The organism is Candidatus Tisiphia endosymbiont of Myopa tessellatipennis (assembly GCF_964031105.1).
In the GTDB taxonomy this organism is placed as follows: Bacteria; Pseudomonadota; Alphaproteobacteria; order Rickettsiales; family Rickettsiaceae; genus Tisiphia.
In genome coordinates this window covers 82,386-96,098 of sequence record NZ_OZ035005.1, presented here as the reverse complement: position 1 = coordinate 96,098, position 13,713 = coordinate 82,386, and the positions used below count along the sequence as shown (strand labels likewise).

The window sequence follows — 13,713 nt, the reverse complement described above, 5'->3', positions numbered from 1 at the left end:
TATATCATTTCTCTTTAAATGCTCTAAACATCGTATCAGTAATAGGATCAAGTAAATATCTCAGGAGAGTCCTTGTGCCAGTGACGATTTGAACTTCCGCTTGCATACCAGGATGTAACTCTAACTTTTTAGCTTTTGCAATCTTATTAAACTCATCCATATCAATCTCAATTCTAGCGATATAATAAGTGGTAGGATCTTGGCTTGGAGTATTTCTGTCTTGTACAATATCAGGAGATATTTTAACAACTTTGCCAGTAAATAACGGCGTTGTTCTAGATTTAAAAGCACTGAAGCGAATTTTTGCTACCAAGCCTTCATGCACTGAATCTATATTCTTGCTTGGAACTTTTGCTTCTATTATCAAACTATCATCAGTTGGAGAAATCTCTAGAATCGGATAACTTGGTGAAATCACCTGTCCTATTGTATGATAGTTCAATACATTTATAATACCATCAACTGGTGATTTAATAACCACCCGATTTAAAGAGTCCTGATGTGCATTAAATGCCTCTTTAAAACGAGCTACTAGCTCTTGTGTCTCTTTTAGTTCAGTCAGAGTTTTCTCTGTATATTTATTCTGTAAGTTAATAATGCTAATCTCACACTCTGTAATCGAATGCTTAATAGATGCAATCTCAGCTTCTGCCATAGCTATCTCACTTTTGTACTGTGCTTCCTTAGCTTCTAAGTCTAATAAAGCGGCTTTATTGGCAAAACCTTTTCCATGCAATGTATCCATTGCCTTTAAACGATCCTTAACAACCTCTAGAGTTTTTACATTTGCAACTTTTTTAGCCTGCATACCTTCGATTCTTTTATTTAATTGCTCGATCCTTTGATGTAAGGCATTTTTTTCACTTTTATATACTTCTTTTTTAGACTGAAATAAATTTTCTTGGGTATGTATAATCCTTGCTACTTCAGGTAAATTGATATTTTTGGTTAATAATTCTGGGAATTCAATCTTATCTTGATTATCTCTCTCAGCAATTAAACGACTTTCCGTTGCTAAAGCATGTCTATATTGGCTTAAATTACTTTCATATGCTGACTTAATTCTTGTATCTTCTAGCTCTATTAATTTATCACCTTCTTTAACTTGATCACCTTGTTTAACAAAAATATTAGCTATAATTCCACCTTCTTGGTGATTAATTGTCTTCTTATTACCACTCGTTATAACAACACCCAATGCTGTAGCAGCACTATCAAGAGGAGCAAAACTGCCCCATACCCCTCCAACTAATACAAAAAAGATTATTACATACACTCCAAAAAGAATAGGGGATCTAGCAATCTGCACTACATCATTGCGATCAACATCATTATTTTTAGTAACAAAATTGACGAAACGATCAAGATAATATAATGTATTTTTAATGGCATTAGAAATCTTTACTATTACCTTTTGTGATACAATAGCTCCCTTTGTTTTTTTTGTGTGTGTTAAATCATTTTGTAGCGACAAAAGTTGTTTAAGTTGCTCCGCTGTAAATGCCGGCTTATTGTTATTTGACTTTTCTTCCATATTTAAAACTTATTCATTAATGTGGATTACACCATTTTGTAACAGTTTAACTCGATTTTGCATTTCTTCTTGAGTGCCATAAAGAGCTACCGCCCCATCTTGTAATACCAAAATCTTATCTACCACCGATAATACAGAAGGTCTATGAGAGATAACAACTACAGCAATACCCCTAGATTTTGCTTGCTTTAAGCAATTTGATAGGGCTATTTCACCCGCTTCGTCAAGATTTGCATTAGGTTCATCTAAAATAAGTAGTTTAGGATTACCATAAAATGCTCTAGCAAGACCAACCCGTTGTTTTTGTCCACCAGAAAGATTAGAGCCTGCTGTTCCAATATCTGAATCATAGCCATCCGGTAATCTTAAGATCATTTCATGAGCCCCAGCAATTTTAGCTGCCTCAATTACTTTTTCTGGATCAGCATTTTCAGCCATCCTAGCTATATTCTGCTTTATACTACCACTAAATAACTCTATTCCTTGCGGCAAATACCCTACATGTTTACCAAAGTCTTCCCTGTTCCAACGATAAATTTCTCCACTATCAAGCCTAACAGTTCCTGACGATGCTTTCCATACCCCAACTAAAACTTTTGCCAAAGTTGACTTACCTGCTGCAGAAGGTCCTATAATTGCTAATATTTCACCAGGCTGCACCGCAAAGGATACTCCCTTTAAAATATATCTTGGTATTGGCGGCTGTGGTATATGTGGAGGAATTGGTATCGAATAATAAATATTTTCCACAGTTAAATGTCCTTCGACATTTGGAATTGGCATTGCTTCTTCTCTTGATTTATACGAAGCAAATAATTGATTGATATTTTTATAAGATTTTATAGCTCCGCTCATACTTTTCCATAACTCAATAGCGTTATCAAAAGGGGCTAAAGCTCTACCAACTATAATGGAACTCATAATCATACCACCGGTAGTCATATCTCTTCCTGAAGTATGAACAACAACATAAGCACCAATACCAGTTACCAGCATTTGCATGACATTACGGATAAATCTTGAAAAATTAGAAATAGCACCATTACGGTAGCTAGCAATTGATTGCTTCTCCAAAGAAGCAATATTAAACTGATGCCAATTTGCCGTAACATTTTTCATCATGCCCATAGCTTCTACAACTTCTGAATTTCTATTGGCGATGTCAGCTTGCGTCATACCCTTTATAGAGAATTCAGTAGCTTCACCGAGAGTTTTATTAGTTGCAGCCGCATTAAAGAAAGCCGTAGATACAATAATAATAGCCCCAACTAATGTAAGGATTCCAATATATGGATGAATTAAGAAAATTACTATTATATAGACAACACTCCAAGGAGCATCAAATAAAGTATTAATACCAGTGCTAGTTAGAAAGGTTTTTACTGTTTGAAAATCACGAAGTAACTGACTAGCACCCATATTAGTACGAGTTGCAGAGGCTGAAATAGAGTGACCAAAAATTACAGGAGCAACTGTTTTATCCAACCATTCACCAACTTTAATTAGGGTGAATGATCTAGCAACTTGCAATAACCCATAAATAAAATAGATCGTACCAATAATAATAGACAACCACATTAATGTAAATAAGTTACCACTTCCTATAACCCGATCAAGCACTTGCAAGGAATAAAGAGGCGTTATCAACATTAACAAGTTAATAACAAACGCAAAACTAAAAACTATCCAAAACGCAATTTTGCACTTCTCAAGAGCAGTAGTTAGGGGATTTATTACTACTTGAGATACTAATGCACTATTATTTCTCATATTACCGTTGTTATATTATATTTTTCTGAATTATAATCTATATCGTCTAACACAAATTAAATTAGCCTGTTCTGATAATAGTAGTTATCTGAACCTGATGGCTTCCCGGCTCTAGTATAATTTTTACTGCTAATCAGTAAAAATTATACTATTTGTAATATTTTTATTTGACTCTACACTATACGCAAAATAAATAATATGGCAACCTCTTTATTAACTTAGAGCCTAGAAGTATAACCTAATTACTTTTTCGACAAATATCCTTTTATCAACTCCTCAGCAATTTGCACAGCGTTTAAAGCTGCTCCTTTACGTAAATTATCTGCTGTAATCCATAAATTAATGGTATTTTTTTGACTATGATCATTTCTAATTCGTGAAACATAAACAAGATCTTTACCAACAACATCTATGGGAGAAACATATTGTGTTTTATCCAAATGAGAATTAACTACAATAGAGTCTGATTCTTTTAGTATTTCTTCTATTTCTTTAGCATCTATCTCTCCACTAAACTCAACATTTACTGAAATAGAATGACCAACAAACACCGGCACTCTCACGCAAGTTACACTAGATTTAGCATGTGATCCTATAATTTTTTCTAATTCCAAGGAAATCTTAGATTCTTCACTAGTAGAACCATTTTCATTAAAACTACCTATATAAGGGAATAAATTAAAAGCTATTTGCCTAGGGAAAATTTTAGGAGTGATGTCACTAAAAACATATTTTGCCTTAGTTTGCTCGTAAAGCTCATCCATTCCTCTCTTTCCTGCTCCTGAAGTCGATTGATAAGTCGATATCACCATTCTCTTAATCTTTACTGCATTATCCAAAGGCTTTAATACAGTAGCTATAGGAGCAGTACAACAATTCGGATTAGCTATAATATTTTTAATAGTATAATCTTTTAGGCTCGCTAAATTGGCTTCTGGAACTATCAAAGGAACATCAGAATCAAGTCTAAAAAATGATGATTTATCGATAACTATGCAACCTTGCTCGACAATTTTGGGTATATATTTCATTGATATTTCTGATCCAGCTGCAAAAAAGGCAATATCTATTTTGCTAAAATCTACACTATCTATATCAAATATTTTTATACTATCTTCCCCAAAACTAACCTCTTTACCTGTAGATTCACTCGATGCTACAGCATAGAGCTTATTAATTGGAAAACCCCTCTCAAACAAAATCTCTAAAGTCTCACGCCCAACATTACCCGACGCACCAATTACCGCAATATTATATTGTTTTGTCATTTACATTTATCTTTTTATCAATTGACTATATCAGCTTAGAAATAGTTTTTCCTCCTATAATATGGAAATGAAAATGGAACACACTCTGTCCAGATTTTATCCCTTTATTAGTAATCAAACGATAGCCATCTTGATCTAAACCAACTAGCGATGCAATATAGGCTAGTTTGGTGAAATAATCTTTAATTTCATCACTAGAAGCTTTAAGGATAAAATCACTATAGTCAATATACTCCTTTTTTGGTATAATTATTATATGTACTGGAGCTACAGGATTTATATCATTAAATGCTATTAGATTATCATCTTCATATATTATCTCTGCTGGAATATCTTTACCAATAATTTTTACAAAAACATTATTCTTGTCATACATATTATACTCTCATTTTTATTATCTATTCCCAAATGTCAATATTTGAGATTACTATAACACATTTTTTTCATCCACTAAGCGTTCTAAAAATTTTAATTCAGCTTCTATCTCAGATTTTGCTAATATTATGTCTGTAAGCTGGTATTTCTTTTTTTGCAAATCATATTCTCTCATATCATCGCTGAAAAAACCAAATATCAACATAATGGCGAGTTGACTTACAGAAATAAAATTAGTACAACCTAAACTTGATATAACAATACTTAATATCAAAGTAGTTATTAGTGGTAACCACATTCTATGATATAATGCCCAAAACACGCTTAAAAACGCAGCAAATAATGAAAAACCTTGCTTGATAAGAATAAAATCATTATCTTTTTTTTGAGGATTAACATATATTGAATAAATATTCATAGGAAAGTCTTGTAATTACGATATTAAATGATTACTTAAATACCATAATAATAAACAAATAGTCAAACATCAATATTTAAAAGATTCTTTATGTCAGATAACTCGCATGGCTCTGTCACATTACACGGGACTACTATACTTTGCTTAAGAAAAGGTGGGAATGTTGTAATCGCAGCAGATGGTCAGGTCTCCCATGGTAATACAATTTTAAAATCTACAGCAAGAAAATTAAGAGTCATGTTCAATAATAGTATTATTGCTGGCTTCGCTGGATCTACTGCAGATGCTTTAACTTTATTTGAAAAATTAGAATTAAAGTTGGAGAAATATTCGTATCAGTTACTGAGAAGTGCTGTAGAACTGGCAAAAGATTGGCGTAGCGATAAATATTTACGTAAGCTTGAAGCAATGATGATCGTTGCAGATCAAAAAAATATATTAATTTTAACTGGTAATGGCGATGTAGTTGAACCTGATGGTAATGCTGCTGCCATTGGCTCTGGTGGATTATATGCACTGTCTGCTGCTAGAGCTTTAATGTCTTTTGACAATGACCTAACTGCAGAAGAGATTGCTTTAAAATCAATGAATATTGCAGCTGATATCTGTGTTTTCTCTAATCATAATATTATTCTAGAAAAAGTTAAAGTTATATGAGTATTAATCTTAAAAAAAAATCTATGGGATTAACTCCCGCTAAAATCGTAGCTGAACTTGATAGATTCATTGTTGGGCAATATAAAGCTAAAAAAGCTGTTGCGATAGCGTTGCGGAATCGCTGCAGACGTAGAAATGTAGACGAACCACTGCGTCAAGAAATCGTGCCAAAAAATATTTTAATGATAGGACCAACTGGCGTAGGTAAGACTGAAATCGCTAGGCGACTTGCTAAGCTTAGCGGCTCACCATTTCTTAAAGTAGAAGCAACAAAATTCACTGAAGTAGGATATGTTGGACGAGATGTTGAGTCAATAATACGAGACTTAGTGGAAATAGCTGTTAACACACAAAAAGCTAATGCTAAAAAAGCAGTGATTGCTAATGCACATTTAAAAACTGTAGAAAGGATTTTGGATGCTTTAGTCGGCAAATCAGCATCAACTGAAACTAGAGAGAAATTTTGTCGCAAGCTTGAAAAAGGTGAACTTGACAATACTGAAATTGAAATAAGTATAACAGATTCAGGTGGCTTATTTGGTAGTAGTAATTTTGAGATTCCTGGTATGCCAGGAGCTGCCATGGGCGTCTTAAATATTTCTGATATGATCGGCAAAGCTATTGGTACTAATAAAACAAAAACTAAGAAAATGCTGGTTAAAGATGCTCGTTTAATTATTTCTGCCGAAGAGTCAGAAAAATTGATCGATCAAGAAAAAATTACTCAAGATGCCTTAGTGCTAGTACAAAATGATGGTATAGTATTTTTGGATGAAATAGATAAAATTACCTCAAGATCTGAGGGAAAAAGTTCAGAAATTAGTAGAGAAGGAGTGCAGAGAGATTTATTACCTATTATTGAGGGTACAACAGTTAATACAAAACATGGTCCTATAGAAACTGCTCATATATTATTTATAGCATCAGGTGCTTTTCATTTATCAAAACCATCTGATTTATTACCTGAATTGCAAGGAAGGCTACCTATTAGAGTAGAGTTAAGCTCACTCACTAAGGACGATATGATAAAAATTTTAATTGAACCAGAATCAAGTTTAATAAAACAATATTCAGCCTTAATCGCAACCGAAGGGGTAAAATTAAAATTTACTGATAATGCAATAGATAAAATTGCTACTTATGCAGCAAATGTTAATTTAGAAGTTGAAGATATTGGAGCAAGAAGATTACATACTATTCTAGAAAATTTATTAGAGGAGATAAGCTTTAATGCAAGTGATACGAAGGAAAAAGAGATAGTTATTGACGAACATTTTGTCGACCAGCAATTATCAAAAATTATAAAAAATCTTGATCTAGTAAAATTTATTTTATAAAAATGATAGTTCATCTTGGTAGTTTAACTTTTAGCGGTATAGATATTATCGATGTTGATGTGCAAGTACAGATATCACTAGGGATACCTAATTTTACTATAGTAGGACTTGCTGATAAAACTATTGGCGAGTCTAAAGAACGAGTTAGAGCAGCACTTTCTTCAATAGGTCTTGCCTTGCCTGCTCAAAAAATACTGATAAATTTAGCTCCAGCTGATTTGGTTAAAGAAGGTAGTCATTTTGACCTTGCTATTGCTTGTGCTATACTTAGCAGCATGAAAATTTTACCAGCTGAGGAAATACAAGAATATCTAGTAATAGGAGAATTATCTCTAGATGGTTCTATTCTGCCTGTCAGCGGGGCTTTACCTGCTGCTATTGGAGCTTCGGCTAGAAATAAAGGGCTAATTTGTTCAAAATCTAATGGTCAGGAAGCTGCATGGTCTAGCAATAATAATATTTTGGTAGCAGGAAATTTAATAGAGTTAGTTAACCATTTTAAAGGCTCACAAATATTATCATCACCTGAATTAGAAATTGACACTACTATAATAAATTACCCTGATTTTAAAGATATCAAAGGACAAAAAGCCGCTAAGCGAGCTTTAGAAATAGCAGCCTCTAGTGGTCACAATCTATTAATGCTTGGTTCACTTGGTACTGGCAAATCTATGTTGGCACAATGTATACCTGGTATATTACCCAAAATGCAACCTGAAGAAATATTAGAGTGCAGTACTATAGCAAGCGTTGCAGGCAAGCTAGCAAACGGGAAACTGTCAAGAGCTAGGCCTTTTCGTACCCCCACCACTCATGCTCGATAGCAGCGATGGTCGGCGGTGGGGTTGGTAAAAGAGTAAAACCTGGAGAGATCTCGTTAGCACATAATGGAGTGTTGTTTTTAGACGAATTACCAGAATTTCCACCTAACGTTATCGAATCTTTAAGGCAGCCAATTGAAACCGGAGAAATACTAATTGCTAGAGCAAATTCGCATATAAAATATCCGGCTAACTTTCAGTTAATAGCAGCAATGAATCCTTGTAAATGTGGTTATTTAAGCGATCCTCATAAAGCATGTTCTAAAGCCCCAAAATGTGGGAGCGATTATCAGATGCGAATTTCCGGCCCTATCATGGATCGATTTGATCTACATATAGAGGTAGGATCTATCGACTCATATAATTATAATTTAATAGAAGATGATACAGAAGAAGAGTCGGGGCAGATAGCAAATAGGGTAGAAATGGCTCGTAATATTCAACAAACTAGATATGAAGGATATAATATCAAAACAAATAACCGTTTGGACGGACAATTGCTTATCGAACATGCATTGCCAGTAGATGACGGTAAGGATTTACTTAATGAAGCCGCGACAAAATTTCGTATATCCATGCGTGCTTATAACCCTATCTTACGGGTTGCAAGAACTATAGCAGTTCTAGACGCTTCTTCCAACGTCTACAGGATACACATTGCTGAAGCACTAAACTATAGAAGAATAGGGGGGAGCTTTTGAATTAACCATTAGACTTCCTGCATAATTCTACTTTTGCTGGTAATTTGTGCGTCGATCCGGTACTCGAATCCTCACGTACATTTGAGTACGCTGCGGGTCGAGGTTCCGTGTCTCCTACAAATTCCTCAGCAAAAGCGAATTCTGCAGGAAGTCTATTATTCGCACTTCTGTATACTGCTATGATTTCAAACTATGTGAGAGAGGCACAACTGTTGAAAGTTAAAAAATTGTCTATTAGCGAAGTGCTGTTATAAGACTTAAACCGTCATATATGGACGGAGTCCATGCCATCATTGCGAGCGAACGTACGTGAGCGTGGCAATCCATGACTAGTCGCTCACCTATTATCTACAGGCTTCGCTCCATCGTTCCTGCTATCCAATTCTCCTGAATTTATCTTAATCTTTGTTTTTTATGTTGTCACAAGCCTTAGTCATCTCTCCTGTCATACTATTTATGGCATCAAACATTTTCATTGAAGTATCAGATACCATACTGACAAACTCTTTAATGTTATTGATTGAAGTTTCGCAAGTCGACTTAAGGTATTTTTGCTGACATTCGGCTATTTGGTTAAAATCTCCAAAAGCTATTGCGTCTTTTGTAGAATTCAACATATTCATAGCATTGTTTTATTCATAGCATTGTTTTGAAAATCTTCTGAATTTTTTTGGATCATAGACTGCAGTGATTCAGTAACAATCTGATTTGTTGTAGTAAATATTTTAGTACTTTTCTTGATAGTATCTGACATAGCAGAAAAATCCATAACAGGTAAGTTTTTTACGGAATTTATGTAAACTTCTGGATTCATAAAAGATTTCATAAAATCTACAAATTGGGCAGTACTATTAGTCATTGTAAATCCTCTAAATTAAGTGATTCTATTTATTGTGTAAATCATAAACTTCATGTTACCATTTATAAAAATACGAGTCAATAGCTGGTTAATAATAATCTTAATATAGTCAATTGATTATACCAAAAATCCTAAATACAAATACTATATCATCGGCTGCTTCTTTTAGATAATCGAAACGACTAGAAGCCCCTTTATGTCCTGAATCCATATTAGTTTTTAGCAATAATATATTATCGTCGAGTTTTGTTGCACGAATCCTTGCTGCCCATTTAGCTGCTTCCCAATACCCAACTCTTGGGTCAGAGATTCCAGCAGTAATAAATAGACTTGGATAATTTTGTGACTTTATATTATCGTACGGAGAATAAGACTTAATATAGTTAAAATAGTCTAATTCTTTAGGATTCCCCCACTCTTTAAACTCACCGGGGGTTAATGGCAATTGTTCATCAAGCATGGTATTTAACATATCAACAAAAGGTACATGGGCAAGTGCTGCTTTAAATAATTGTGGTTGCTCATTAATTACCGCTCCAATTAATAACCCTCCTGCACTTCCGCCACAGATTACTATATTACCTTGGCTAGTATATTTTTCTTTAATTAGCTCTTTACTAACCGCAATAAAATCGTCAAAAGTTCTTTTTTTATTGAGGAACTTGGCAGCCTCATACCAATCATGTCCAAGATCATCTCCACCTCTAATATGGGCAAGAGCATAGACAAACCCACGATCTACAAGAGAAATAGCTGTATTCCGAAAAGATACTGGTATGCTAATGCCATATGAGCCATAGCCATACAAATATAAAGGATTTTTTCCATCTTGTTTAAACAGTGCTTTTTTATATAATAAGGTAATTGGCACTTTTACCCCCTCATTATCAGCACATATCCTTTCTACCCTATATTCTTCAGGGTTGAAACCACTTGGTATTTCTTGCACTTTCAATATTGACAATTGGTCACTATCAAAATCATAACTATAAGTGGTGTTTGGTCTCGCAAGTGAAGAATAATTTACTCTAATATCATCTTCCTCAAAATTAGTAGACAAAGCGTAGGCAGTAAAAGAAGTATCAGGAAAGTGAATAACTTTCTCATCCTGTTCTTTAAGATATTTTATTTTAATAACAGGCAATCCTTGGTCACGATAATTAAGTATCAAATAATTTCTAGTGATGGCAAAGCTTGACAAATATCTACCCGGATCTTCCGATATATAATCATTCTTCCACAAATCATTTTGGAAATTATTTACATTTACTAGTACTATACGAAAGTTTTTTGCTCCTTCATTGGTCTTAATATAAAAATTATCACCATTATGCTCAACTGAATAAAAAATCTCTTCTTTTGACGCTCTAATCAGTTTAGGCTGAAAGCTATGATCATGCATTTGCACCGCATATATTTCATTTTCATTATGACCAAAGCTATTAACAAAAATATATTGTCGACTAGCTGACTTTGTAGCGTTCAGCTGGTATAATGGGTCTGTTATATGGAGTACTAATTTATCATTTGAAACTACATCACCTAAAGAGTGGAACATTAATTTATCATGACGAAAATTCTCATTAATAGGCATATAAAAAAATCCCTTGAGATATTCATGCCAAATTATATTACCACTAACGTTATTTATTTCATCTAGTAAATATTCTTTAGTCTTTAAGTTATAAACCCTAATTATATATTTTTCATCACCGGAAAAATCAACACTATAAGCCATTAACGTATGATCAGGAGAGACTGCTACTTGCCCTACATCAGTAAATTTATTACCTTTAGAGATGCTATTAACATCTAATATAATTTCTTCAGAAGCATCTACTGACCCCATTTTTCGGCAATATATAGGATATTCTGTAGTTTCTTCAGTTCTAGTATAATAGTAATAATTATCTTTCTTTACATAAGTTGACTGATCCTCGAGCTTAATCTTACCTTTTAGCTCTTCAAATATTTTATCCTTTTCTTGTTGTAATTGTGCAAAAAATTGTTCGGAATATTTATTTTCTGCCTGTAAATATTCTATAATTTTTTTATTACTAACATTAGGCCACTCACTATCCCTAAGCCAAGCATACTCATCTGTAATTTTTTGACCATGTAATACAAAATTATAATCAATCTTATCGGCTATGGGTGGCTTCATTTTACTCTCCTCTACTACTTGTAATCAATGATATGGTAAAAATAATTAATAGTATCATTACTACCAACAAACCGGTTGACTGATTATGCCAAGATTTCATTTTACGTAAAGTATTTTTTTCTATTTTGTCAAAAGTAGGGCAGTCCGCTCCTATTTTATCATAAAACTCTTGCACCACTAAGTTATATTTAAAATAAATATGACGAATATTATTTTCAATAAACTGAAATAAGTCTAAATTTATGTTGGCAGTTGAACGCCTAGAAATCATTTTACTAAGAACTAAGGCAAATATTATACCTATTACTATTATTACTATTTGTTTTACTAAATCCAACCAATTTGTATCAATTATTTCAATGGGATAAGATGACCATACTAGTTTCAAACCTTCTTCTAAACAAAAGCTAGTTGCTAATAGAAACGATAACATGACAAATAAACTAACTTTAGTTAGAATATTTAACTTAGGGTAAAAACCACTAACTAAAGATTTGTATTTAACTGTAGAAAATAAAGCGATGCATGTGACAATCTTGAGTAAGAAAATAGCATAATAATTAATATCTTGGTTCAAAGCATTGGTCACAACAATTTTGGTAACAAAACTAGCAAAAGGAGGCAAGGCTATAATGAACAATACACTAACTATTAAACTAACAAACAACAAATAACTTTTGGGCAAGTAAAGTCCTTTTATCTCAGAACAATTCTCTATATTTTCTTTGTCTATTAATATAGCAACATATAAACCAAATAAAGCTTTATACAGTATATGGACAAAAAGAAAAACTATGATTCCTAAATTTGCTTGTTGAGATTTTGTGCCAATAGCAACTAGCATGAATCCAAGCTGAGAAATAGTAAGGTAACACACGAATCTTTTGATGTTATCTTCTAGGCAAGCATAAACCCCGCCATATATAATCATTAATAATCCAAAGAATTTAAGTATTTCTAAGCCACTAAATAGTTTAAGGAGTATAATTATCGATATTTTACTAGTAAAGCTAGTTAAATATATTATCCCTGAGCTTGAAGCAAATGGATAGCAATTAACAATCCATCCAGAAAAAGGTATGCTAGCTACATTAATCAAACAACCACAAAGTATTAGAGCATAAAATATAAAACCAGCCTCTTGATTTTCTGTCAATGAGGTAAGAGAAACAATTTGTGAACTAGAGGTGTGAGTAATTATATAACTAATCCCTATTAAAATAAGACTACCACTTATAAGATGGGTAAGCAAATATTGTCTTGCTGCTCTAACACTATTTTTGTAATTGCCATAAAAAATCAACAAAGCAGCAAATATCATCATCATTTCTAGAGAAGCAAACATCGAAACAAAATCCCCAGCAAATAAACAGACCAAAGAACTAGCTGAATATAGGCTACCTATAAGTACCTCAAATTTTCTATTTTTACTTATGGCATATAAGTTAGTAGCCAGCGTTACAACAATAAAAGCAAGTGCTATTAACTTATTTTCACTACTAAAATTAATAACAAAACTATTATTGTATAGATTAATTACCCTCTCATCTTTGTTGTTAATTAATAATATGCCAACAACTATTGGACATATTATTGAAATAATATAAAATATTTTTTTCATTATTTAACCTATCCAAATTCGTGTTATTCCATATCATATTAATTCTTTTGTCAACATTAATGTCACATTAATTACGCGAATTCGGGATAAGAATTTGTCAATTCTTATTCCAAATTTGGTGAAATTATCGAAACAATCAGATTTGAGACGATACTGTATCTGATTGTTAAATTAATATAGTATAATAC

The 13,713-nt window shown here is 33.0% G+C and carries 11 protein-coding genes and 1 pseudogene; 3 read left to right on the top strand and 9 right to left on the bottom strand.

The genetic code is table 11. The annotated features are described in order from the left end of the window. Positions 1–4: 4 nt before the first annotated feature. The 5 genes from AAHN03_RS00485 to AAHN03_RS00465 all read right to left on the bottom strand — a co-directional run bounded on the left by AAHN03_RS00485 (position 5) and on the right by AAHN03_RS00465 (position 5,365). Positions 5–1,534 carry an HlyD family type I secretion periplasmic adaptor subunit gene (locus AAHN03_RS00485; RefSeq protein ID WP_342278745.1) on the bottom strand — a complete coding sequence of 510 codons (1,530 nt, stop codon included), beginning with the start codon at positions 1,532–1,534 and terminating at the stop codon, positions 5–7. A 9-nt stretch (positions 1,535–1,543) separates the two neighbouring features. Next, positions 1,544–3,304 (bottom strand): type I secretion system permease/ATPase, encoded by a 1,761-nt coding sequence (locus AAHN03_RS00480; protein WP_342278744.1) that lies wholly within the window; start codon positions 3,302–3,304, stop codon positions 1,544–1,546. Positions 3,305–3,546: 242 nt separating this feature from the next. Further along, the gene (asd, locus tag AAHN03_RS00475) at positions 3,547–4,572 is read right to left on the bottom strand and encodes an aspartate-semialdehyde dehydrogenase (RefSeq protein ID WP_342278743.1); all 1,026 of its coding nucleotides are present in this window, start codon (positions 4,570–4,572) and stop codon (positions 3,547–3,549) included. Between the two features lie 25 nt (positions 4,573–4,597). Then, the gene (locus AAHN03_RS00470) at positions 4,598–4,948 is read right to left on the bottom strand and encodes an HIT domain-containing protein (RefSeq protein WP_341763276.1); all 351 of its coding nucleotides are present in this window, start codon (positions 4,946–4,948) and stop codon (positions 4,598–4,600) included. 51 nt (positions 4,949–4,999) lie between these two features. Continuing rightward, on the bottom strand, positions 5,000–5,365 hold the full coding sequence (locus tag AAHN03_RS00465; protein WP_341763277.1) for a DUF2628 domain-containing protein: 366 nt from the start codon (positions 5,363–5,365) through the stop codon (positions 5,000–5,002). A gap of 90 nt (positions 5,366–5,455) precedes the next feature. On the opposite strand from AAHN03_RS00465, the gene hslV reads away from it, so the two are divergent. The 3 genes and pseudogenes from hslV (at position 5,456) to AAHN03_RS00450 (ending at position 8,881) form a co-directional block, all read left to right on the top strand. After that, positions 5,456–6,022 carry an ATP-dependent protease subunit HslV gene (hslV, locus tag AAHN03_RS00460; protein WP_342278742.1) on the top strand — a complete coding sequence of 189 codons (567 nt, stop codon included), beginning with the start codon at positions 5,456–5,458 and terminating at the stop codon, positions 6,020–6,022. Beyond that, the gene (gene hslU / locus AAHN03_RS00455) at positions 6,019–7,359 is read left to right on the top strand and encodes an ATP-dependent protease ATPase subunit HslU (RefSeq protein ID WP_341747709.1); all 1,341 of its coding nucleotides are present in this window, start codon (positions 6,019–6,021) and stop codon (positions 7,357–7,359) included. The genes hslV and hslU overlap by 4 nt, the downstream gene beginning before the upstream one ends. A gap of 2 nt (positions 7,360–7,361) precedes the next feature. Then, a pseudogene (locus tag AAHN03_RS00450) lies at positions 7,362–8,881 on the top strand (YifB family Mg chelatase-like AAA ATPase). A gap of 398 nt (positions 8,882–9,279) precedes the next feature. On the opposite strand, the gene AAHN03_RS00440 reads toward AAHN03_RS00450, so the two are convergent. The 4 genes from AAHN03_RS00440 to AAHN03_RS00425 all read right to left on the bottom strand — a co-directional run bounded on the left by AAHN03_RS00440 (position 9,280) and on the right by AAHN03_RS00425 (position 13,525). Continuing rightward, the gene (locus AAHN03_RS00440; RefSeq protein ID WP_342278741.1) at positions 9,280–9,498 is read right to left on the bottom strand and encodes a phasin family protein; all 219 of its coding nucleotides are present in this window, start codon (positions 9,496–9,498) and stop codon (positions 9,280–9,282) included. Positions 9,499–9,500: 2 nt separating this feature from the next. Further along, positions 9,501–9,740 carry a hypothetical protein gene (locus AAHN03_RS00435; protein ID WP_342278740.1) on the bottom strand — a complete coding sequence of 80 codons (240 nt, stop codon included), beginning with the start codon at positions 9,738–9,740 and terminating at the stop codon, positions 9,501–9,503. Between the two features lie 109 nt (positions 9,741–9,849). Further along, entirely contained in the window at positions 9,850–11,904 is a 2,055-nt protein-coding gene (locus AAHN03_RS00430; protein ID WP_342278739.1) for a S9 family peptidase, read from the bottom strand. A gap of 1 nt (position 11,905) precedes the next feature. After that, complete coding sequence (locus AAHN03_RS00425) at positions 11,906–13,525, bottom strand: proton-conducting transporter membrane subunit (protein WP_342278738.1); 1,620 nt, start codon at positions 13,523–13,525, stop codon at positions 11,906–11,908. Positions 13,526–13,713: the final 188 nt, after the last annotated feature.